18 protein-coding genes are annotated in these 21,545 nt (G+C 75.1%); 12 read left to right on the forward strand and 6 right to left on the reverse strand.

All coding sequences use genetic code 11. From position 1 onward, the window contains the following. Positions 1–6: 6 nt before the first annotated feature. Genes IHE55_RS27650 through IHE55_RS27660 form a run of 3 tightly spaced genes read right to left on the reverse strand, consistent with a single transcriptional unit; the run spans position 7 to position 4,099 of the window. Positions 7–1,404 (reverse strand): cytochrome P450, encoded by a 1,398-nt coding sequence (locus tag IHE55_RS27650; protein WP_372442737.1) that lies wholly within the window; start codon positions 1,402–1,404, stop codon positions 7–9. Further along, positions 1,398–2,492 carry an alpha-hydroxy acid oxidase gene (locus IHE55_RS27655; protein WP_197991525.1) on the reverse strand — a complete coding sequence of 365 codons (1,095 nt, stop codon included), beginning with the start codon at positions 2,490–2,492 and terminating at the stop codon, positions 1,398–1,400. Before IHE55_RS27655 ends, IHE55_RS27650 begins: the two co-directional genes overlap by 7 nt. Then, positions 2,489–4,099 carry an NAD(P)-binding domain-containing protein gene (locus tag IHE55_RS27660; protein ID WP_372442738.1) on the reverse strand — a complete coding sequence of 537 codons (1,611 nt, stop codon included), beginning with the start codon at positions 4,097–4,099 and terminating at the stop codon, positions 2,489–2,491. The genes IHE55_RS27655 and IHE55_RS27660 overlap by 4 nt, the downstream gene beginning before the upstream one ends. Positions 4,100–4,277: 178 nt before the next feature. On the opposite strand from IHE55_RS27660, the gene IHE55_RS27665 reads away from it, so the two are divergent. The 8 genes from IHE55_RS27665 to IHE55_RS27700 all read left to right on the forward strand — a co-directional run bounded on the left by IHE55_RS27665 (position 4,278) and on the right by IHE55_RS27700 (position 13,135). Further along, positions 4,278–5,858 (forward strand): class I adenylate-forming enzyme family protein, encoded by a 1,581-nt coding sequence (locus IHE55_RS27665; protein WP_197991526.1) that lies wholly within the window; start codon positions 4,278–4,280, stop codon positions 5,856–5,858. 427 nt (positions 5,859–6,285) lie between these two features. Continuing rightward, on the forward strand, positions 6,286–6,918 hold the full coding sequence (locus IHE55_RS27670) for a GAP family protein (RefSeq protein ID WP_197991527.1): 633 nt from the start codon (positions 6,286–6,288) through the stop codon (positions 6,916–6,918). 39 nt (positions 6,919–6,957) lie between these two features. After that, the gene (locus IHE55_RS27675) at positions 6,958–7,368 is read left to right on the forward strand and encodes a DUF7144 family membrane protein (RefSeq protein ID WP_197991528.1); all 411 of its coding nucleotides are present in this window, start codon (positions 6,958–6,960) and stop codon (positions 7,366–7,368) included. 265 nt (positions 7,369–7,633) lie between these two features. After that, a complete protein-coding gene (locus IHE55_RS27680) occupies positions 7,634–8,230 on the forward strand; it encodes a dihydrofolate reductase family protein (protein WP_197991529.1) in 597 nt (198 codons plus the stop codon). 435 nt (positions 8,231–8,665) lie between these two features. Further along, positions 8,666–9,589 (forward strand): class I SAM-dependent methyltransferase, encoded by a 924-nt coding sequence (locus tag IHE55_RS27685; protein ID WP_197991530.1) that lies wholly within the window; start codon positions 8,666–8,668, stop codon positions 9,587–9,589. A 364-nt stretch (positions 9,590–9,953) separates the two neighbouring features. Beyond that, positions 9,954–10,427, forward strand: coding sequence for a carboxymuconolactone decarboxylase family protein (locus tag IHE55_RS27690; RefSeq protein ID WP_197991531.1), 474 nt, complete (start codon positions 9,954–9,956; stop codon positions 10,425–10,427). 145 nt (positions 10,428–10,572) lie between these two features. Next, positions 10,573–11,496: an RNA polymerase sigma-70 factor gene (locus tag IHE55_RS27695; protein ID WP_197991532.1), complete on the forward strand. Its 924-nt coding sequence runs from the start codon at positions 10,573–10,575 to the stop codon at positions 11,494–11,496. A gap of 979 nt (positions 11,497–12,475) precedes the next feature. Continuing rightward, positions 12,476–13,135 carry a DUF4389 domain-containing protein gene (locus IHE55_RS27700; protein WP_197991533.1) on the forward strand — a complete coding sequence of 220 codons (660 nt, stop codon included), beginning with the start codon at positions 12,476–12,478 and terminating at the stop codon, positions 13,133–13,135. A gap of 236 nt (positions 13,136–13,371) precedes the next feature. Here the strand turns inward: IHE55_RS27700 and IHE55_RS27705 are convergent, their stop codons facing one another. Beyond that, on the reverse strand, positions 13,372–13,683 hold the full coding sequence (locus IHE55_RS27705; RefSeq protein WP_197991534.1) for a sulfurtransferase TusA family protein: 312 nt from the start codon (positions 13,681–13,683) through the stop codon (positions 13,372–13,374). 324 nt (positions 13,684–14,007) lie between these two features. On the opposite strand from IHE55_RS27705, the gene IHE55_RS27710 reads away from it, so the two are divergent. After that, a complete protein-coding gene (locus tag IHE55_RS27710; RefSeq protein WP_197991535.1) occupies positions 14,008–14,757 on the forward strand; it encodes a GNAT family N-acetyltransferase in 750 nt (249 codons plus the stop codon). Between the two features lie 418 nt (positions 14,758–15,175). Then, on the forward strand, positions 15,176–16,360 hold the full coding sequence (locus tag IHE55_RS27715; RefSeq protein ID WP_197991536.1) for a spore photoproduct lyase family protein: 1,185 nt from the start codon (positions 15,176–15,178) through the stop codon (positions 16,358–16,360). Positions 16,361–16,384: 24 nt separating this feature from the next. On the opposite strand, the gene IHE55_RS27720 is transcribed toward IHE55_RS27715, so the two are convergent. Continuing rightward, positions 16,385–16,873 (reverse strand): MSMEG_6728 family protein, encoded by a 489-nt coding sequence (locus IHE55_RS27720; protein ID WP_197991537.1) that lies wholly within the window; start codon positions 16,871–16,873, stop codon positions 16,385–16,387. 188 nt (positions 16,874–17,061) lie between these two features. On the opposite strand from IHE55_RS27720, the gene IHE55_RS27725 reads away from it, so the two are divergent. Both IHE55_RS27725 and IHE55_RS27730 read left to right on the forward strand, forming a co-directional pair. Next, the gene (locus tag IHE55_RS27725; protein WP_197991538.1) at positions 17,062–17,307 is read left to right on the forward strand and encodes a hypervirulence associated TUDOR domain-containing protein; all 246 of its coding nucleotides are present in this window, start codon (positions 17,062–17,064) and stop codon (positions 17,305–17,307) included. Further along, on the forward strand, positions 17,304–17,651 hold the full coding sequence (locus IHE55_RS27730) for a DUF3140 domain-containing protein (RefSeq protein WP_197991539.1): 348 nt from the start codon (positions 17,304–17,306) through the stop codon (positions 17,649–17,651). Before IHE55_RS27725 ends, IHE55_RS27730 begins: the two co-directional genes overlap by 4 nt. Before the next feature lie 540 nt (positions 17,652–18,191). Here IHE55_RS27730 and IHE55_RS27735 read toward each other — a convergent pair. Then, complete coding sequence (locus IHE55_RS27735; RefSeq protein ID WP_372442784.1) at positions 18,192–21,527, reverse strand: trypsin-like peptidase domain-containing protein; 3,336 nt, start codon at positions 21,525–21,527, stop codon at positions 18,192–18,194. Positions 21,528–21,545: the final 18 nt, after the last annotated feature.

Here is a 21,545-nt window from a genome sequence, read left to right on the forward strand (position 1 = left end):
GTGCCCTCAGGGCGCGTGCCGCACCGGGCAGGCCGTCGGCCGGCCCTCGGTGTCGTGGGTGGCGAAGTACCGCTGGGCCGGGCGCCGCCGCCGGGCGTCGAGCACCATCCAGGTGCCCAGCGCCAGTTGCACCGGTGCCCGCCACACGTCCTCCCACCGGTCACGCACCCGCAGGAACGCCCGCACCGCGGCCCTCCCGCCGCGGGGCAGCCGGCTGCCGCGGCGGACCAGCAGGCACGGTCCCCGGTGGGGCAGCGAGCGGGTGTGGGTGACCGGTGAGTCCAGCGTGAACCGGCGCAGCACCTCACGGGTCGCGGCCCGCATCGCCAGCGGCGCCAGCCGCCAGGCCGGACACGGCCGGTTGGCCGCCACCCCGAACGGGATGAAGTGGGCCTCCTTCGTCTTCAGCAGCCGCCAGCGCTCCGGCCGGAACGCCTCCGGGTCCCGGTAGCCGGAGGCGTGGTAGTCGGGGTAGCTGAAGCACAGCACCGACCCGGCCGGGATCACCGGCGCGTCCGGCAGGGCGATGTCCTCGGTGGCGATCCGGTGCGCCACCCCGAACAGCGGGTAGAGCCGGAAGGTCTCGTTCATCACCTGGGACAGGTACGCCTCGTCGTCCGGCCGGTCCGCCAGCCGCCGCTGGACGTCCCGGTGCCGGGCGAGCACCAGCAGCAGGTGCGCCATGGCCTCCGACATCTGCACCACGGCGGTGTTGAAGAACGTGCCCTGCAGGTAGTACGCCTGCTCCCGCTCGGACAGGCCGCGCGGCAGCGCGTCCGCCGGCACGTCCCCCGCGGCGATCCGGCGGCGCAGGTAGCGGGTGAGCGCGTGGCGCCGGGCCATGTGCCGCAGCCGGGTGCACTTCAGCGAGCTGACCACGTCGTCGGCGTGGCCGACGATGAGCCGGCGGGCGTCCGGCGGGCACGGCTCGCGGAAGACCAGCTCGTAGAAGAACTCCGCCCACACCGGCATCATCAGGTCGCGCAGCCGCACCAGCCGCGCCCGCCCGGGGACGGCCCGGTCCAGGGCCGCGGCGGTGCGGTGCGCCGCGGCCCGCGCCAGCTCCTCGCCCGGTCCGGCGAGCACCCGGGCGGTGGCGGCCGCGACCTCCTGGTAGCGGGGGCCCGGCTCCAGGTGCTCCTGGTGGACCTCGGACCCGGGCGCCAGCCAGTACCAGAACAGGTCGGACAGGGCGGCGCCCTTGCTGCGGCCGGCGGCCCCCGGGTGGCCGTACACCTCGACGAAACGGTCCGGTCCGAGCGTGGCGTTGGGGAAGGTGACGCCTTCCTCGCCGTTGACCTCGGCGAACACCCGGGTGCGGAGCCGGACCACCGTGCCGGGCAGCCAGTACGGCAGGGAGCCCAGCAGCACGGCGGACGCCGCCAGCCGCCTGCCGCTCACCACGCCCCGCTCCCCACGCCGCCGCGCCGGACCACCAGGTCGGCGGTGAGATCGGCCGGCCGGGCGCCGCCGCACAGCGCCAGCGCCTGGTCGAAGTCGGACCGGAACCACTCCAGGACGTCCCGCACCCCGCGCTCGCCGTCCGCCGCCAGACCCCACACCACCGGGCGGCCGACCGCCACCGCGGTGGCGCCCAGCGCCAGGGCGACGGCCACGTCGCAGCCGGTGCGGACGCCGCCGTCCAGCAGCACCGGCAGCCGCCCGGCCACCGCCTCCACGATCCGGGGCAGCGCCTCGACGGTGGCGGGCGCGGCGTCGAGCTGCCGACCGCCGTGGTTGGACACCACCAGCCCGTCCACGCCCTCGGCCACCGCCCGCCGGGCGTCCTCGGGATGCAGTACGCCCTTGAGCAGGACGGGCAGCGGGGTGGTGGCCCGCAGCCGGCGCACATGCTCCCAGGACAGCGCGGACGACATCGCGATGGGACGCACCGCCGCACCGCCGGGGGCTGTGCCGGGCAGGTCCCGCATGTTCTCCGCGGCCAGCCCCGGCGGCAGGTCGTGGAAGCCGTGCCGCTCGTCCCGCCCGTGCCGGCCCCGCACGGGCGAGTCCACGGTCACCACCAGGGCGGTGCACCCGGCCTCCTCGGCCCGGCGCACCAGCGCCCCGGTCACCTCGGGTTCGGGCTGGAGGTACAACTGGAACCAGACCGCGGCCTCCGGGCGCACCGACCGCGCGGCGGCGGTGATCTCCCCGATCGCCGTGGTGGCGGCCATCGAGGCGATCAGCACCGTCCCGGCGGCCGCCGCGGCCCGGGCGGTGGCGAGTTCGCCCTCCGGGTGCGCCAGCCGGTGGAAGGCGGTCGGGGCGACGAGCACGGGCATCCGCGACCGGTCGCCCAGCAGCGTCACGGCGGTGTCCCGGGACGCGGCGCCGCGCAGCACCCGGGGCAGCAGCGCCAGCCGGCGGAAGGCGCGCTCGTTCTCGTCCAGCGCCACCTCCCGGCCGGCGCCGCCCGCGAAGTAGTCGTAGTGCACCGGGTCCAGGAGGGCGCGGGCGTGCCGGTGCGCGTCGTCCGGCGCCCGGTTCACGTCCGGTCCGCCGTGCCGGGGACGGTGTCACCGGCACCGGTCCGGTCCCGCAGGTAGGCCAGCAGCGGGGCCCGGTGGACCGTCTCGTCGTCCCACTCGTTCTCCAGGTTCTCCGTCATGTGGTGCTCGTCGAGCAGCCGCCCGGCGCGGAACCGGCGGATCACCGGGTGCAGGTAGCGGGCGTCCAGACCGCCGGTGTCCGACTGGGGGAGACGGGGCACGGAGACGTCGAACGGATCGACCTGGTCGTGGTCGGCGCCGTACTCCAGGGTGACGGTGTAGTAGTGGTCCACCTCGCCCAGCACCCCGCCGGCGACCGCACGGTGCAGGTGGTCGACCGGGATCTCCTCGTGGTAGCGCACCTCGCCGTCCGGGCCCACCACCAGGGCGTCACCGAGGAAGGCGAACTGCTGCCACAGCGCGGAACTGCTGTTGACCCGCGCCACCACCGCGTCGGCGGCACCGGCGATGACGTCCCCGCTCTTCTCCAGCGGGCGCCGGGGCCACGGGACGCCGTGGTAACGGAATTCAAGAATCCGGTGCAGCGCCCGGACCCCGTAGCGGAATCCGTGGATGAATCCGCTGGTGGATTTCTTGAAATCGCGTACCTGGGTGATCGTCCCCGCGAAGTACAGGTCGGGCACATTCGGTGATTCCCAGGCGTCGGTCTGGGCCGGGAATCGGTCCTTGATGGTCAGCTCCGGCCGGCACTCCTCGGCGAAGACCGACGCGTCGAAACGGAAGCCGGTGGCCAGAATGACCCGGTCGTACCGGATCTCCTTGACGACCTCGGCCACCCGGTCGAAACTCACCGAGACCCGGTACGAGCCGTCCTCGTCCCGGCGGATGCGCTGGATGTGGCCGTCCAGCACCGCGTTCTGGGACTTCAGCTGGTAGGTGTCGAGGAAGTTGTTGTTGACCGCCCGGAGGTGGCCGACGAAATGCGTACGCCAGGCCAGCCGCAGCGAACCGGGCCCGGCCACGTGAATGACCGCCGCCGTCTCGACGAGGTTGTCCGCGGTTTCGAAGGCGGAGTTCCCGCGCCCCACGATGAGCACCCGCTGCCCGGTGAAACCCGCCGGGTCGACCGGCACCGTGTCGTACCGCTCCGCCAGCTCCGCGCCCTCGATCGGCGGGATGTAGGGGCGGGACACCCCGGTCGCCACGATCAGGCGCTTGGCCAGGTAGCGGTTGCCGTGCCGGTCCTCGGCGACGAAGTCGTCCGGGCGGGTGATCCGGGTGATCCGGGTGCCGTACCGCACCGCCAGCCGGTGGGTGGCGGCGAAGTCCGCGAGGTAGCGGAGCATGTCGTCGGCGGCCGGGAAATAGCGGGGGGTGTAGTGGGTGAAAAGCGGACTCCGCTCTTCCGACAGCAGCGAGTTCCAGTCATTTCGCAACCGGAGCTCGGGGTCGTCCCACCCGGTGTGCACCTTGTTGATGGAGATGAGTTTCCGGTGCCTGGGGAACCGGGTGAAGAAGCTCCCCGGCGCATCGCCGGACTCCACAATCAAATAGTTGCGTCCGGCGCGTTCGAGAAAATATCCGGCCTGTAAACCGGCGGGACCTCCACCGACTACCAGGTAATCAACCGAGATGTCATTCGACACATCGTTCTCCCGTCCTGAGCGGGGTGGATGAACGCGACGCTACTTGACACTTAAAGAACGCCGCCAGGGCGCCTACTTGTGGCGTGCGTCACACGTTGCGGTATGGGTTCGGCGAATTCCACCGGATACCGTTGGGCGCGCGTCCGGGCCGCCTCTACCCCTGGGGAGTGGAACACTCGTGGAGCACTCGTCGGAAACCCCCTTCCCGTATCCGATCGTCGAGGCATTCCGCAAGGACCCCGATGTCCCCGCCTTCGAATACCGGGGCCGGCCCGTCTCCCGCCGCGCGGTGCTCGACCTCATCGCCCGCTGCGCCGGCGGCCTGCGCGCCGCCGGGCTCGGCCCAGGGAGCCCGGTGGCCCTGGCGACCGGCGTCACCCCCGAGGCGTTCGCGGCACAGATCGCCGCGCTGCTGCTGGGCGCCCGGGTCACCGGACTGCGCCCGGGGCTGACCCCGGTCCAGCTCGGCGCGGTGCTCCCGGGCATGGCGGCCGTGGTCACCGACCCCACGGGGGAGACCCCCGAACTCCTCGCCGCCGCCGGCACCGTCCCCGTCCTGCGGATCGGCCGCGACCTGCTGGGGGCCGGCCCGCCCGCGGACGGCACCCGGCCGCAGGGCGGCGCCGGGGCCCCGGACGTCCACCACCCCACCCCCGAGACCCTGACCGCCGAGGGCCGCCCCGACGACATCGCGCTGATCACCCTGACCAGCGGCAGCACCGGGGTGCCCAAGGGCTGCGGCCACAGCTACCGCGCCTGCGCCGCCCGCTGGCCCTGGCGGACCGGCCACTGGGACGCCCGCACCGCCGAACTCGCCGCCGGCTACCGCCGCTTCCTGCTCTTCGGCAGCTTCGCCAACGCGGTCGTCCTCGACCACCTCACCCTGTGCCTGCTGAGCGGGGGCACCGCCGTCATCCCCGACCCGCCACCGGCCTTCCCCGAGGTCATCGCCCGCCACCGGCCCACCGCCGTACTGATGGCCGTCCCCCGCCTGCACCAGGTCCTCGACACCCTCCGCACCGACCCGGTGGACACCGGCAGCCTGCGCGTGGTCCTGGTGGCCGGCTCACCGCTCGCCCCGCACCGCCTCGCGGAGGCCACCGAACTGCTCGGCCCCGTGGTCCACCACGCCTACGGACAGACCGAGACCGGCATGCTCGCCCTCCTCACCCCGCAGGAGCTCGTCCGCGACCCGGACCTGCTGGACACCGTCGGCCGCCCCTGGGCGGACACCGAGGTGAGCGTCCGCGACGACGACGACCACCCGCTGCCCACCGGGGCCACCGGCGAGATCTGGGTCCGCACCCCCAGCGCCATGTCCGGCTACTGGCAGAACGAGGCGGAGACCCGCGAGGTGCTGCGCCCGGACGGCTGGGTCCGCACCCGGGACCTCGGCCACCTGGACGAGCGGGGTTACCTGCGGCTCACCGGCCGCAGCCGTGATGTGATCATCATCAACGCCGCGGTCCACTACGCCGGGCCCATCGAGCAGGTCCTCACCCGCCACCCGGACGTCGACCAGGCCTACGTGGTGGCGGCGCCCGACGAGCGCACCGGGGAGGCCGCCCATGCCTTCCTCGTCCCCGGACGGGGGCGCGCCCCCGACCTCGCGGCGCTGCGCGCGTCGGTGGCGGCGGAACTGGGCGCCGACGCGGTGCCGGCCACCTTCACCCTGCTCGACCGGGTACCGGTGACCCCCGGCGGCAAACCCGACAAGCGCGCCCTGCTGGACCGGCTGCCGGCCGACGGCGGCTCCTGACCCGCGCCGCCGGGCCCGGTGGAGCCGCGGCCCGCCCGGCGGCCGGCGGCACCCGGATCAGGAGGGTGCCCCCACCGTGCGGCCGTCGGCACGGCCCGTGCCGCCCCGGTGGCAGGGCACATGGACCGGGGTGACGATGGGACGTGAGGCGCGGCGCGCCCGGACGCCGACCGGCGGACGGCGCCCACCCCGGGGAGGGCCACCGGGTGCCTCGGGCGCGGCCGACGTAACGACGTACGAGGTTCACGACGTACGACGAGGGCCGTGCGGAAGGGCAGGTCGGTACCGCGCGAGCGGCACCCGGGCAGCATCGAGCACCCAGGGCCGCCGGAGGCCCGTGCGCGGCGACGTTCGCGAAGGAGGGACATCCCCGGCATCCCCGGCGGAGCACCTCGGCGCTCCGTCCCGACACCGTCCGGAAAGCGCCATGGATGGCCTGAACATCCTCCCCCTGGCCGTCACGATGATGGTGGGACCGCAGATCGTCTCGGCGGTCATCCTCGTGACCACGCCCCGCCCGGTCCGGGTGAGCCTGGCCTTCCTGACCGGGGTGGCCGCCGCGACGACGGTGGGCGTCGCGGTGATGTCCGCCCTCGCGGGGGTCCTGGACTCCGCGGTGGACCTCGGCGGGTCGTCGGACGGCGGCTCCACGGGGAAGATCATCCAGTACGTCCTGGTGCTGCTGCTGGCGCTCGGAGCGCTGAAGAACTGGTTCCGGCGCGAGACGGTCGAACCCCCCAAGTGGCTGGGGACACTGATGACCGCGGACCCCCGGCGAGCCTTCACCGTGGGGTTCCTGATCATCCTTCTGATGCCCTCGGACCTCGTGGTCATGATGACGGTGGGGGTCAATCTCCAGCAGAGCGGGGCCTCGTTCGTCGCGGCCCTGCCGTTCATCGCCCTGACCGTCCTGATCGCGGCGGTACCGCTGCTGTGCTTCGTGTTGTTCCGCCGGCGGGTCCGGCCCGCCGTGCCGCGCATCCGGGACTGGCTGAACACGCACAGCTGGCTGGTGAACATCATCGCCTGCCTGCTCTTCATCGTCCTCATCCTGACCTGACGCGCCGGAAGAGCGGTGCACAGCCCGAAAGGAAGAACCATGGCGCAGACAGTTCGACATCACCCGACGCAAAGCCATCCGGCGGCCGGCGGACTGGTGGCCTTCGCCGCCGTGATGCTGGTGGTCGCCGGGATACTGGGCATTCTCCGGGGCATCATGGCGATCGCCGAGGACGACGTCTTCGTCAGCACACCCGATTACGTCTTCGAGTTCGACCTGACGGGCTGGGGCTGGGTCCATCTCATCGCCGGGGCGGTGGCCGTCCTGGTGGGCATGAGCCTGTTCAAGGCCAAGCTCTGGGCACGCGTCGTGGCCGTCGCGATCGCCGGGCTGCTCATCATCGCCAATTTCCTCTCGCTGCCCTACTACCCGTTGTGGTCGGTCATCGTCATCACCATGTACGGGTTCGTCATCTGGGCGCTGTGCGTCGTCAGACAGGACACGGACTGACCGTTCGGCCCGGAATCCGACGGGGCACCGCCACCGGTGCCCCGTCGGTGCGGGCCGTGCCCGGGTGCACCCCGCGACCCCGCATGCGAGGGGCGGGGAGCGGCACCCGGGCCCCGGGTGCGCGTGCGCCGATTCCCCGGCCGTGCCGGTGCGGTGGCCGCCGGCGGACCGCCGGGTGCGATGATCAGCCGGCGGTCCGCCACCGCGGCACGCCAGTCCGGTGAGCCGGGCCGTACCGCAGCGGCGAACCACGGAAGGAACCGGCGTGCGCAAACTCGTGTACTACATCGCCACCACCCTCGACGGCTTCATAGCGGGCCCGGACGGCGCGGACCCCACCGGGCCGAACGGCTTCTGGCCGATCCCCGAGGACTACATCCGGCACCTCGTGGCCGAGTACCCGGAGACCCTGCCGGTCCACGCCCGGCAGGCGCTCTCCGTCACCGCCGAGGGCACGCACTTCGACACCGTCCTGGAGGGGCGGCGCAGCTATGAGATCGGGCTGGCCGCGGGGATCACCGACGCCTACCCCCACCTGCGCCACCTGGTGTTCTCCCGGACCCTCACCGAGGTCCCCGGCCCGGCCGTCGAACTGGTCGCCGACGACCCGGTGGCGACCGTGCGGGAGCTCAAGCGGCAGGAAGGCAAGGACATCTGGCTGCTCGGCGGCGCCGAACTGGCGGGCTCCCTGTACGCCGAGATCGACACGCTGATCCTCAAGGCCGGGCCGCTGACGCTCGGCGACGGCATCCCGCTGTTCTCCCGCAAGGCCGCCTTCGACCCGCGCCCCTGGACCCTGAGCGACCACACCGTCCTCGCCGGCGGCGCGGTGTTCCTCACCTACACGCGCGCCACCGACTGAGAACGCCGGTGGGCGGCGCGGTACGGAACCAGGCGCCGCCCCGCCGGCACCGTCACGCCGGCGCTGCCACCGTCCCGCCGGCAGCGCCACCGCGTTGCCGGCGAGCGTCCCGTTGGGGTGCGCGGGTCCGCCGGCGACGTCCCACCGGGGTGCGCGGGTCCGCCGGGGTGCACCGGTCCGCCGCCCTGTCCGGCGGGGGTGCCCCGCCCGCCCCGGCGCCCCCGCCGGACAAAAGCCCGGAGCCGGTGACCGTCAGGACCGGCATCCACACAGAATCCGCCAACCGAATTCACGGTGAAACTGTGCGGCTGGTTACCATTGGGCTCGTAATTCACGTGCGCACCGACACGCAACCGCGTTGTACGCACACCACGCGCAACCCATGGCGGTACTGTGGAATTTTTACGTGGCGATCGGGTGAACGAGATGGCTTCGGTGGACATAACCATCGATGACGACCGGGCCCGTGAGATCGCGGAAGTTTACACCGACAATCACCTGCTTCTCCGCTTTCTGAGCCAATTCGGCTGGGGCGACCTCGTCAACATCGGCTACTACGCATGGCCCACGTTGCCGGCGCTCGCCGGCGGACTGGCTTTCTTCCAGCGAAGTCTGGTGAACCGTTCCATCGGACTGCTCGACGCACGCCCCGGCGACCGGGTGATCGACGCCAGCTGCGGCCGCGGCTGGAGCACCGCCGAACTGGCGGCCCGCGGCTACCGGGCGGTGGGCCTGGACCTGAGCCCGGAACAGATCGAGCGGGCCCGGCGGCGCTTCGGCAGCCGCCCCCGTGCCTCGTTCCACGTCGCCGACGTGACGGCCCTGCCCGCCCGCGTGGACGGCACCGAACTGCGCGACGGCGGATTCGACCGGGTGCACTGCCTCGAAGCGGCGTTCCACTACGGCTCGGCGGGGCGACGGGCCTTCCTGGAGGAGAGCCACCGGATGCTGCGCCCCGGGGGCCGCCTGGTCCTGGTGGACTTCACCCTGCCGGCCGGCACCGACCCCGCCGAGTTCGCCGCCGCGGACCCGCGGCACCTGGTCCGCACGGCCTGGAGCTTCGACACCTTCGAGCCGGTCGACCGCTACGTCCGCTTCGCCACCGACGCCGGGTTCACGGTGCGGCGCGTCCTGGACTGGTCCCGCCCCTCGCTGCGCCGGGGCACGGCTCTGGTGCAGGCCGCGGCGGCGCTGACCGACTCCACCGCCGGCCGTGCCGCCCTGTGCGCCGCCCGGCCGCGGCTGCGCGCGTTCACCCCGGACGACTGGGCCCATCTCACCGAGGTGCTCCGCGCCCACCGGGCCTTCGAGAAGGTGCACTACGCCGCCTTCGTGCTCGACAAGCCGGCCGCCGGCTGACGCCTGTCCCGCCCCGGGGCCGCCGCCGCGTCCGCGCGACGCGGCCCGGGGCAGGGCGGCTGGTGACGCGCCCCGCCCCGCGCCCGCGCCCCCGCGCCCCGTCCCGCGACGCGCCGCCGGGCCCGCGGCGAAGCGCGCCCGGGCCGGCGCCGACGCCCGCGTCGACCCGCGTCTGCCGCGCCCGCCGTCCTGCCACCGCTCGCGGCCCCACTCAGGCCGTTCCGGGTTCCCTCCCACCGCCCCGGCCCGCGCCCGGACATCCCGAGCGGCGGGGTGGCATGAGTCACACGGAGCCGTGTCACTGGGTCCGGGGCTGCCTCGTCCCATGGGTGTAACGCCGTTGACGACCACGAAGGAGCACACCATGGACGCGCGACTGAACTACTTCGCCGCCGAGACCGCCGGCAAGGCCCTCAAGCACGTCATGACGGCGGGGAAGGCGCTCAAGGAGGCGCCGCTGCCGGCCGAGCTGCAGGAACTGGTGGCGCTGCGGGTGAGCCAGATCAACGGCTGTGCGGTCTGCATCGACATGCACACCAAGGAGGCCGCGGCCGCCGGGGAGAGCGCGGTGCGGCTCCACCTGGTGGCGGCGTGGCGGGAGGCCACGGTCTTCACCGAGGCCGAACGTGTCGCGCTGGAGCTGGCGGAGCAGGGGACCCGGGTCGCGGACGCGGCCGGCGGGGTCGACGACGAGCTCTGGGCGCGGGCCACCGAGCACTTCGACCAGGAGCAGCTGACCGCCCTGGTGTTCATGGTGTCCTTCATGAACATGGTCAACCGGCTGAACATCATCACCCAGCAGCCGGCCGGTGACTACCAGGTCGGTCAGTTCCACTGAGCGGCTGTCCGTGACCGGCCCGGTGCCCGCTCCCGGGCTCCGGGCCGGTCGCCGGACCTTGCTCCGCGCCACCGGAGCACCGGATGATCACCACGGGACGCCCGCGCCGACGACGGCCGGGCGCGAGGGAAGCGGGGGAGCGGGCATGAGCAAGGTCGAGGAGTTCGAGGGCCTGCGGCCGCTGCTGTTCTCGATCGCCTACCGGATCCTGGGCAGCGTGAGCGAGGCCGAGGACGCGGTGCAGGAGGCCTGGCTGCGCTTCGACGGCACGGCGACCCGGCCCGCCTCGACCAAGGCGTTCCTCTCCGCCACCATCACGCGGATCTCCATCGACGTGCTGCGCTCCGCACGGGTGAGGCGGGAGGAGTACGTCGGACCGTGGTTCCCCGAGCCGCTGCTCACCGACCCCTATCAGGACCCGGCACGCTCGGCGGAGCTGGCCGACTCGGTGTCGATGGCCGCACTGCTGCTGCTGGAGCGGCTCAGCCCGCTGGAGCGCTCGGTATTCGTGCTGCGGGAGGTGTTCGGCTTCGGCTTCGACGAGGTCGCCGCCGCGGTGGGGCGGTCTGAGGTCGCGTGCCGGCAGCTGCTGGTGCGGGCGCGGCGGCACATGCGGGACGGCCGGCCACGGTTCGAGGCCGACCGCCGGGAGCGGCAGGAGCTGGCGACGCGGTTCTTCGACGCCCTCCGGGAGGGCGACGTCGGCGGACTGCGGGAGCTGCTCGCCGCCGATGTGTCGCTGGCCGGGGACGGTGGCGGCAAGGCCCCCCAGCTGGCCAGGACCGTTGTCGGAGCCGACAACGTGGCCCGGCTGCTCGCCTCGGTGTACCCCAGGGTGGAGCGGATCGCCGTGACCTTCGAGCAGCACGAGGTCAACGGCGGGCCCGGGGCCGTCTTCCGGGACCGGGAGGGCAAGCTGCTCCACATCCTGTCCCTGGAGGTGCTCGACGGACGCATCCAGGCCATCCGCACGGTGCTCAACCCCGACAAGCTCGCCCACCTCGGGCCGGTCGCCGACGTCTGGGCCCTCGACCGCGAACTGCGGCGGGCCCGCCGGCAGCCGCTCTGAGCCCGCGGCCGGCCCGGCCACCGGGACGGCCACCGCATGCGGGCCGGCGGGCCGTGAGGCCCCTGCCACCTGACGCGGTCCGCTTCGCCCGTCGCGGCCCGCTCCCGTCCCGTCCGCCCGCCCGGACCGGGGGACCCTGTCCACCCTCCTCCACCCTCGCGCCGGCACCCGGGGGATGGGTGCCGGCGTTTCCCGTACCTCCCCTCGGCGCTCCGGCCCGGTACGCCCCGCCGGCCTTCCCCGGCCGGCACGTCCCACCGGCCTTGCCGCCCGGTACGTCCCTCGGTGGTCCGGCCCCCGGTGTGTCGCTGCCCGGACCCGGGCGGTGCCGCGACCGGGCTGGGGCCCGGCGACGGCGCCCCGCGCCCCGTCCGCGGCGCGCGGCGCGCCGTCCGTCGGGGCGCACCGCAACTCGCAAGCGCTCCAGCACGCCCAATCAATGCGGCAGTTGGCGACCCGGTCACCTGGCCACCCGGGCTCCCGCCGGACGAGCAGAACCAGGACACGGCACCGGGAGTGTCGAGGCCGACCCGGCGCACCGGCCCACGCGTCCGGCGTCACGGCCGCCGGACCGCGCCCACCGCGGGACGCTCGGCCCCGCGCCCGGGCCACCCGGCCCTGGGGGAGGCGAGACGACCCCGGGGATGCTGGACACGGACAGCCTCCCCGGGAACGCCCGGCGCCCCGGGCCACCCCACCGGGATGAGGAGACCCGGCCGGCGCACGGACGTGAACCCGCCGTGCGGACACCTTCGCCGGCAGCGCGGACACCCGCCGGCCGGGCGACCCCCGCTCGTGCCCGCCCCCTCGGCCTGCCCCTGGGCCCCCGTGGTCCACGCGGGGCCCGGGCGGGCACGGGGAACGCATCCGAGCACCCAGGAACCGCGCCACCCCGGTCACCACGGCGGTCACCACGCCGGTCCTCACGGCGACCACCACCACGCGTCAGCAGCCCGGAACTCCCGAAGGGACCGGTCCCATGAAGACCCCGTCCGCGCCCCCGTCCCACCCCGCGCGTCTCACCGCGGTGCTCGACCGACCGCTGTCCCGTTGGCTGTGGCTGGTGAAGTGGCTGCTCGCCCTCCCGCACTACGTCGTCCTGTGCTTCCTGTGGACGGGCTTCGTCGGGGCCACCGTGGTGGCCTTCTGCGCGGTCCTTGTCACCGGCCGCTACCCGCGCCGGCTCTTCGACTTCAACACCGGCGTCCTCCGCTGGTCGTGGCGGGTGGCCTACTACAGCTACGGCGCCCTCGGCACCGACCGCTATCCGCCGTTCACCCTCGCCGACGTCCCGGACTACCCGGCGCGCCTGGAGCTGCCGTATCCCGCGGAGCTGTCGCGAGGGCTGGTGCTGGTGAAGTGGTGGCTGCTGGCCGTGCCCCACTACCTCCTGCTGGGCCTGCTCGGGACCTGGATGGCGGGCGGCCCGGTCGTGCTGCTCACCCTGTTCGCCGGGGTGGCCCTGGCCGCCACCGGGCGTTACCCGCGCGGCCTCTTCGACTTGGTGATCGGGCTCAACCGCTGGGTGCTGAGGGTCGTGGCGTACGCGGCCCTGCTGACCGACGCGTACCCGCCCTTCCGGCTCGACCAGGGCGGCGAAGAACCTGGCGGGCTCCGCGACGAGCAGGCGCCGCGGTGACCCCGGCGGGCCCGGCCGTCGCGGCTCCGGCAGCCCGGCCGCCGCGTGCCGGCGGGTTGTCCGGCGCAGCGGTGGCCGGGCCGTCCCGCCGGTGACCGGGCCGCGGTCGGGCGACGCAGGCGACGCCACGCCCGCCGCCGGCACCGGCGTGAGCGGCGGCCCTTGGTGCCCCGCTACCACCGGCGGTCGGCGGAGGGGCCCCCGGGAGCCGGGCACCGCCGGCGTGGCGCGGGCGGCTATCGGCGAGGGTCCGCCGCGGCCGGGTGCCAGGGGGCGTCCGGCCGGGTGGGGTGCGCGTCGGCGGACAGCCGCAGGGCGTACACCGGCCGGCCGGGGTCGGAGGGGACCGGGCCGAGGTAGTGGTGTCCGGTCATGTGGCACCAGGCGGGCAGGTCGAGCGGGGCGGCCGGGTCGGTGGCGATGACGTGCACGACCGTGCCCGGGGCGGCCCCGGCGATCCGGGCGCGCAGCCTCAGCAGCAGGGTGACGCAGAGCAGTCCGGTGCCGTCGACGGTGAGGTCGGCCGGATGCGGGGAGGGCGGGTTCATCGGCGGCTCGCGGGGGCGGTGGCGGTGGGGGAGGACAGCGGGGGAGAGGATACGCCGGTGGGGGCGCGGCACGGACGGCCGTGGCCGGGACGCGGCGGTCCGCCTGCCGCCCGGCGGCCCTCGTCGGACACCCCCGACACCCCGCCCGGCGCGGGGGCCGCGGGTCCCCGGTGCACGTGCGCCGGCGGATTCCTCGGCGGGGCGGCCCGCGGGATGACGCCGTCCCACCGGCCGGATATACCGGTGCGCGCCCGGCCCGGGTACGCACACCGGCCGGCCCGGGCACCGCCCGGCCGGCCGCACACGGAGGAGAGGCACAGCACGATGGCGAGCCACGGGAGTGGGCACAGCGGGAAGAGCGGGCCGGGTGGGCGGAGCGGGGACACCGCGGTCCTGGACGACCCGGTGGGAGCGTCGCTGCGCGGCCACCACGCGCGGCTCGGGCGCAGGCAGGGCCGGGCCGCCACCTATCTCCCGGAGGTGGCCACCTTCTCGGCGGTCCCCGCGGACGCGGACGCGGCGGACTGGGCCGACCTCGCACAGCTCCTCGGCCCGGACGCGCTCGCCGACATGTTCAGCTGCCGCGCCACCCCGCCCCCGGCCTGGCGGCCGGTCTTCGTCCTCGAAGGCCGGCAACTGGTGTGGCCCGCCGGCGCCCGGCCCGACCGAGCCGCCGCCGCGAACGACGCCGGCCTGGTGGAACTCGGCGCGGCCGACGTGCCCGAGATGCTCGACCTGATCGCGCGCACCCGGCCGGGACCGTTCCGGCCGCGCACCCGTGAACTCGGCACCTACCTCGGCATTCGCGACCGCGGCCGCCTGGTGGCCATGGCGGGGGAGCGGCTGCGGCCCCCGGGGTGGACCGAGATCAGCGCCGTGTGCACCGATCCCGAGGCCCGCGGCAAAGGTCATGCCGCCCGTCTGACGAGTGCGCTCGTCGACCGCGTCCTGGCCCGGCGGGAACGCCCCTTCCTGCACGTGGCCGAGGCCAACACCGCGGCGATCGCGCTCTACGAACGGCTCGGCTTCACCAGCCGGACACCGGTGGTCTTCCGCGGCTTCCGCACCCCGTGACGCGGCTCCCGCCCGTAACACCCGGCCGCCCCTCCGGCCCCGTCCTGCCGTTGATTCCGGCTGTCCCGCTCACCCGCCGCGAGCCCCCGACCTCGTCCGTCCCCCCGTCCGGCGGCCGTCCGGCGCCCGCGACCCGTCCGCCGTCCGCGACCAGGGTCGCCCCGCCGCGCACGGCCGGTTTCGCGGGCGCCCGCCCGCGGCGGGGCCGCGGCGAACCCGCCGTGAACCCGCCGTGGGCCCCGTCGGTGCACGCCGCGCCTCCGGTACGACACGCGGCGCCGTACCGGAGGCGCGGCGCCGTACAGTGGGAAACGGAATCGCCCCGTCCGGGTCTCCCCGCGTCCCTCCGCCGCCCGCACGCACCACGCGCACCACCCGCGCGCCCCGTATCACCCGCACCACCCGTACCGGAGCCCCCATGCACCATCCGTCCCCCACCCCGGACGACGGCTCCGGCACGCTGTTCGGACTGGACGCGCTCGACCCGCCCGGCGCCGGCCCGGCGCACGTGCGTCAGGGGCCGCCCTTCCGGGACTCTGCCACGGCCCGCCGGCTGCTGCCGGTACGGGAGATCTACGCCGAGCCCGCGGCGGCCGCCTCGCCGCGCGGCAGGCAGATCCTCGCCCGGTTCCCCGGTGCGCGGCTGATCACGGTGGACTCGCACTGGCGCATCCCCGGCCTGCACGGCAACGAGGGCAACGTCGAGCGCTGGGTCCGGGTCAAGGGGGAGACCCTGGTCCTGGGCGAGCGGAAGACGTTCACCGTGCGCCCCAACGGCCGGTCGGCGGACTGGATCGCCCCGGGCGCCTCCAACGGCTGCGCCATGGCCTGCGCCTACTGCTACGTGCCGCGGCGCAAGGGGTACGCCAACCCCGTCACGGTCTTCACCAACATCGACCGGACCATCGCCCACCTCGCCCGGCACATCGCCCACCAGGGTCCCAAGACCGAGCCCAACCAGTGCGACGACACGTCCTGGGTGTACGACGTCGGGGAGAACGGCGACGCCTCGGTGGACGCCCTGATCTGCGACAACACCGCGGACCTGGTGCACGCCTTCCGGCAGTGGCCCACCGCCAAGGCGTCCTTCGCCACCAAGTTCGTCAACCCCGACCTGCTCGCCCTGGACCCGCGGGGCCGGACCCGTATCCGCTTCTCCCTGATGCCGCCGGACGACTCCCGGCTGCTGGACCTGCGCACCTCTCCCGTCGCCGAGCGCGTCCGCGCCGCCGCCGACTTCCTGGACGCCGGGTACGAGGTGCACTTCAACCTCTCACCCGTGGTGATCCGGCCCGGCTGGGAGGACGCCTGGGCGGAGCTGCTGACCCGTCTCGACGACGTGCTCCCGGAACGGGTGAAACGGCAGGCCGCCGCCGAGGTGATCATGCTCACGCACAACCGGGACCTGCACGAGGTCAACCTCGGCTGGCACCCCCGGGCCGAGGACGTCCTGTGGCGGCCGGAGATCCAGCAGGCCAAGCGCTCCGAGAACGGCGCGGTCAACGTCCGCTACCGCAACCAGGTCAAGGCCGCCGCGGTGGACACCCTGCGCGGCCTGGTCCACCGTCACACCCCCTGGCTGCGCATCCGGTACGCCTTCTGAGCGCCGCGCCGTCGCCGGGCGGGGTCACCCCTGCGGAGGAGCCTGCCCGGGGGCCCGGTCCGAGGCGGGCCAGACGTAGGGCAGGTCGTCCGGCACCCCGGGGAACAGGCCGGCGTACACCTCCGGATCCTTGCGGACGAGCGCCGAACGGTGGCTCCGGTGGAAGGCCGGGTCGCCGAGCCAGGGCGGCAGCTCACCGGCGGCCCCCAGCTCCGCCTGTTCCCGCACCGGTGCGCCCGGCCGGTACGCGCCCAGCCCGGCGACCAGCGAGGCGGCGCAACTGTCCTGGTGGCCCCGCTCCCGCCAGACCCGGCAGACCTCCAGGCCGTACCGCACCAGCGCCTCCTCGTACCCGGTCCACATCCGTACGGCGGGGTGGTGGCGCCACCCGTAACCGGGCACCGTCAGGCCGCGGAGCACCTGGAGCGCCTCCACCCGCTGCTTGCCCAGCCTGCGCCGGTCCAGGAGCAGCGCCGTCTCCCGGAAGTCGGGATGCGGCAGGAACGTCTGCATCGGCCACCAGCTCCTCCCTGCGGCGCGGCCCGCGCACCGATGATGTGTCCCGATGCCTTCCCCGCCGCGGCCGGTCCGTCGCGGACGACCGTCCTCCGCTCCCCGCCGGTCACCCGCTTGGCGTGCGGACCCGGGCACCGGCCCGCACAGTGGAACGTGGTCGCACCGTCCGCGAGGGAGTGGCACCCATGGCGAAGGACAAGGACACCTCGTCCGGCAGGAAGCTCGCGAAGGGGGACAAGGTGGCGTGGCGCAGCCACGGCAGCGAGACCGAGGGCACCGTGGAGAGGAAGATCACCAAGCGGGCGAAGGCCGGCGGACGGACCGTGGCCGCGTCCCCGGAGGAGCCGCAGTACGAGGTCCGCAGTGACACCTCCGGCCGCAAGGCCGTGCACAAGCCCTCCGCCCTGAAGAAGAAGCGGGGGCGGACATGACGACCGGGGATGAACGGCGCGAGACCCTGGACTCCTTCCGGGAGCTGGTCAACATGACGCCCGCCGGCCTGGAGAAGTGGCTGGCCACCGACGAATCGCGGGCGGCCGGGGAACACAAGGACGGCGGGGAGTCCACCGGTCACGCCTCCGGCCGCGCCATCGTGGAGATCCTGCGCAAGAAGCACAGCGACCTCTCGGACGCCGACTACCGGCACATGCGCAAGGTGACCGGCTACATCCGCCGCCACCTCGCGCAGCGGCCCGCGGGCGACGTCCGCGACTCCCGGTGGCGCCACTCCCTGATGAACTGGGGACACGACCCGACCGCCGACGACTCCGCCTGAGCTGCCGCCCGCCCCCCGCGGGCGGGTGACACGGCCCGCGGGGTGAGCCGGCCCGGCCGAGCATCCCGCCCGGCGCGCCCGGGGGCCTCCGGCCCGGTCCCCGGCCTGCCCGGGGCCCTCCCGCGAGGCGCGCCCGGGGCACGCACTCCGGGGCCGGGGCGTGCCGCATGCCGCCCGCCCCGAGGTCGTGGTGGTCCGGACGGTGTGCGGCCCCCGCCCGTCCCGTACCGCGCCCGTCCCGTACCCAGGCCGGGCCCGCGCCGACCCGGGCCGGTACCGGCCCGGGCCGATCCGCGCCGTACCGCACCGCCCCGGGCCGGCACCGACCCGTACCGAACCGCCTGTGCACCGTCCCGGGGCCATCCGGTCCGCGGCCGGGGCGGGCGGTCCCGTCCCCGCCCGTGGACCGGCCGGACCGCCCGGGTGCCCGTGGACGGAACCTCGGCCGGGCCCTCCGGGGCACGGCGCGGGCGTCGGCACCTCGGCGGACCCGCGGAGCCATGCCGCGGCCGGCGGGACGGCGACCCGCCGGGAACGCGCTCACTCCTGCGGATGGTCCGCGAGCCAGCGGCGGACCACCTGCGCCTCCGGGCCGCGCCCCAGGGCGTCCAGCACCTGGGCCTGGAGGCCCAGTACCAGGCGCAGCGACCCGACGACCGCCGACGTGGGGGTGAGACCCCGGCAGATCTCCACCGCCTCCCCGGTCGCCGCCAGCGCCCCGGCGGCGTCGTGCGCCAGCCAGAACAGCAGTCCGGCATGGATGGACAGCGCGGTGACCAGCTCGTACCCGTGGGCGCCGGGGGCGGCCTCCTCCAACCGGTGCCAGGCCTCCACCCCCTCCGCGGCGGCGGCCAGCGCCTCCTCGTCCCGGCCGGCCCGCATCAGCAGGTCGGCGACGTGGCGCTGGCAGCGGGCGTGGTACACCCCGTACTCCTCGAACCGCGCTCCGGCCAGCCGCCGCCAGATCTCCCGCGCCTGGAGCAGCCGGTCCAGCGCCGCCCCGGCGCGCCCGGCCTCGTCCTCGCACAGCCCCAGCCGCAGCGTGAGGTGGGCGGCCAGGTGTTCTTCGGACTCCTTGGCCAGGCCGATCCGGATGCGGTGCCCGGCGAGCCCGACGGCCTGGGTCAGTACCGCGTACTCCTCCGCGTCCCGGCCCGCGTCGCGGAGCATGTTGCTCAGGTTCATCAGGGCGGAGATCAGCCAGCGCTCGTAACCGGCCGGGTTGATCCGGGCCAGCGCCCGCATGCGCTCCACCGCCTCCTCCGTGGCCCGCAGCGCCTCCGGCAGGCGCCCCGCCCGGTGCAGCATCGCGCCCAGGGCCTGCACGGAGTTGGCCAGCAGAACGTCGGTGCCCAGGGAGGACCCGGCGAGCCGCCGGTGGAACTCCACCGAGCGGCCCAGGGCCCGGATCGCCGCCTCCTCCCGGCCCGCCGCCCGCAGACGCGGCTCCAGGCGGTACAGCCGCCACCCCAGGTCGGCCCAGCTGTCCGGGTCCGCGTCACCCTCGTCGGCCAGCCGGTGCAGCTCGGTGTCCGCCTCGTCCAGCACCGCCAGGGCCTCCGCCTCACGGCCCACCGCCAGCAGGGCGTCGCTGAGACCGGGAAGCGCACCGACGTGCAGCGAGGCGTACCGCCGGTCGGCCTCGGCCGCCCGGCGCAGCACCCCCGCCGCGTCCAGCTGCGCCCGGACCGCCTCCTCCGGCCGCCCGGCGAGGCCGAGCCGGGTGCCCCATCGGTCCAGCGCCAGTCCGTGCTCCACTACCGCCCGGACGGGGCCGTCGTCCCGCACCCCGCCGGCGGTCGCGGTCACCCGCCGCTCCGCGAGCCGCAGGGCGAGGGTGTCCAGGCGGTCCTTCTCGTACGGCATGACGAGGTCGAGCCGGAGCAGGGCCTCGGTGTCCACCTCGGCGCCGTCCAGCGCGTCCAGCAGCTCCCGCTCGATCCGTCGCGGCTCGGCCGTCCGGCCGTTGTCGTGGTAGGCCGTGGCGGCACGCACCAGCACGGTGAAGAGCTGCACCTGCTGGTCCCCGGAGCCGCCGGCCACCAGGGCGGGCAGCGGCAGCCGCAGCTCGGGGTCGAAGAGCACCAGGCAGGCGAGGTACTCGCCGACACGGTCGGGCTGGAGCGGACCCCAGTAGCGGTCCGGGCCCGGCGGGTAGAGGGAGCGCAGCCACGCGGCGACGTCACCCGCCCGGTGGGCCGGCACGTCCAGTCCCCGGCGCAGCGTCGCCACGGCCTCCTCACGGTCGGCCGCCCCGCACAGGGTGGCGACGGCCACCGCGACCTTCGGGGTCCGCGGCGACAGGCCGTCGAGCCGGCCACCGTTCTCCCGCGCCGAGCGCGTCCAGTACCGCTGCTCGTGGCGGAGGAGCACGGCGGCCGGGCCGCCCTCGTCGTCCGGGGCGTCGGGGACGGGGGCGGTGCCGTGCTGGAGCAGCGTGGTCAGCGCGGCCATCTGCACGGTCAGCACGGTGTCGTACGCGGCCCGGACCAGGTCGGGCGGCGGCCGCAGCGCGGCGGCGAGCGAGTGCCATCCCGCCGGGGGCCGGCCCGGAATGGCGGGCAGCCGGTCCAGCAGCAGCGCGAAGTCGGTGACGGCATCGGTGAACGCCTCCGCCCGGGCTCCGGCGGGCCCTTCGGCGGGCGCCAGCGGGGCGAGCGCGGTGACCTCGGCGCCGGCCAGGAGTTCATCGGTGCGCGTCTCGCCGATGCCGTCCCGGCGCCAGCCGCCGTCGGCGCGGGCGAGGAGCAGCAGCCGCACCCGGTGGCGGGTGGTCCGCAGCTGGTCCACGACCCGCCGGACGAGGTCCGGCCGGGTGTCCGCGTAGTCGATGACCAGCAGCGACGGGAGCGCGGTGACCAGGCTGCGCAGCCTGTCCTCCGGCACGTCCCGCAGCGTCGGCCGCAGCTGTCCGGTGACCCAGCCCGCCGCGCGGAGTCCGTCCATCAGGTGGCGGGCGAGCCGGGTCTTGCCCTGGCCGCCGGGGCCGGTGAGCACCCGGACCGAGAAGGGCCGCGGGTCGTCCAGGCACCAGCTGCGCAGGTCCAGCAGTTCGCCGTCCCGCCCCCGGAACCGCACCGCCTCCGCGTCCGCCCGCAGCAGCATGGCGGGGGAGAGCAGGTCCCGTTCGCGGGCCGCCGGTTCCAGCAGGTCCGCCGGCTCGGCCGGTTCCAGCAGGGGCTCCCAGCCGGCGTGCTCCGCGACGATCCGGCGGAAGTCGGGATCGGCCAGCAGCTCGGTCGTCCGGGTGGCGGTGAGCCGGGTGCCGCCGCTCGCCAGCCGGTCCAGGCTCACCACCCCGCACAGCAGACCGCCGTCCCGCGCCTCGGCGATGACCGGGCCGCCGGAGATCCCCGCCCAGGCGCTGGGGGCGCGACCGGGCAGCTGATCGGGCGGGATGCCCGGATCGGTGCTGATCACCTCGTAGCGCCGCGCCAGCGAACCGGTGCAGGGGGAGATGACCCCCGCCACCTCGCCGTCGTGACGGTCGTGGCCGGCCGGGTCCTTCTGCATGCGCGGGAAGCCGACGACGGCGACCGGGTGCCGGCGGGTGCCGATCAGGTGACCCCACCGCTGGGGCGGGCGGGTGTGCGGGTCGGACAGGGACGCGGGCACCGGCCAGTCCTCCTCGGCCACCTCCACCAGGGCGACGTCGACCGTGCCGTCCCGGCGGAACCAGCACACCCGGCCGGCGAACTCCCGCGGGCCGGTGTCCGGCAGGCTGACCGTCAGCGAACCCGGGCCGGGCGCGTCCGTGCCCACCACATGGGCGGCGGTCAGCGCCAGGCGCGGCGCCACGAGATATCCGGACCCGAACCGCGGGGTGCCCCCGCCGGGCCGGTACCACCTGATCTGGACCCGCCGGTCGAACTCCATCACCGTGCCCGTCCCCCC

Origin of the sequence: Streptomyces pactum (genome assembly GCF_016031615.1) — a bacterium.
GTDB lineage: Bacteria > Actinomycetota > Actinomycetes > Streptomycetales > Streptomycetaceae > Streptomyces > Streptomyces pactus.

What these genes read in the sequence shown, in the direction of transcription:
- IHE55_RS27670 (WP_197991527.1), top strand. Translation starts at nt 6,286, where the DNA reads ATGGATGGCCTGAACATCCTCCCCCTGGCCGTCACGATGATGGTGGGA.
- IHE55_RS27675 (WP_197991528.1), top strand. Translation starts at nt 6,958, where the DNA reads ATGGCGCAGACAGTTCGACATCACCCGACGCAAAGCCATCCGGCGGCC.
- IHE55_RS27690 (WP_197991531.1), top strand. Translation starts at nt 9,954, where the DNA reads ATGGACGCGCGACTGAACTACTTCGCCGCCGAGACCGCCGGCAAGGCC.
- IHE55_RS27695 (WP_197991532.1), top strand. Translation starts at nt 10,573, where the DNA reads ATGAGCAAGGTCGAGGAGTTCGAGGGCCTGCGGCCGCTGCTGTTCTCG.
- IHE55_RS27700 (WP_197991533.1), top strand. Translation starts at nt 12,476, where the DNA reads ATGAAGACCCCGTCCGCGCCCCCGTCCCACCCCGCGCGTCTCACCGCG.
- IHE55_RS27705 (WP_197991534.1), bottom strand. Translation starts at nt 13,683, where the DNA reads ATGAACCCGCCCTCCCCGCATCCGGCCGACCTCACCGTCGACGGCACC.
- IHE55_RS27710 (WP_197991535.1), top strand. Translation starts at nt 14,008, where the DNA reads ATGGCGAGCCACGGGAGTGGGCACAGCGGGAAGAGCGGGCCGGGTGGG.
- IHE55_RS27715 (WP_197991536.1), top strand. Translation starts at nt 15,176, where the DNA reads ATGCACCATCCGTCCCCCACCCCGGACGACGGCTCCGGCACGCTGTTC.
- IHE55_RS27720 (WP_197991537.1), bottom strand. Translation starts at nt 16,873, where the DNA reads ATGCAGACGTTCCTGCCGCATCCCGACTTCCGGGAGACGGCGCTGCTC.
- IHE55_RS27725 (WP_197991538.1), top strand. Translation starts at nt 17,062, where the DNA reads ATGGCGAAGGACAAGGACACCTCGTCCGGCAGGAAGCTCGCGAAGGGG.
- IHE55_RS27730 (WP_197991539.1), top strand. Translation starts at nt 17,304, where the DNA reads ATGACGACCGGGGATGAACGGCGCGAGACCCTGGACTCCTTCCGGGAG.
- IHE55_RS27735 (WP_372442784.1), bottom strand. Translation starts at nt 21,527, where the DNA reads ATGGAGTTCGACCGGCGGGTCCAGATCAGGTGGTACCGGCCCGGCGGG.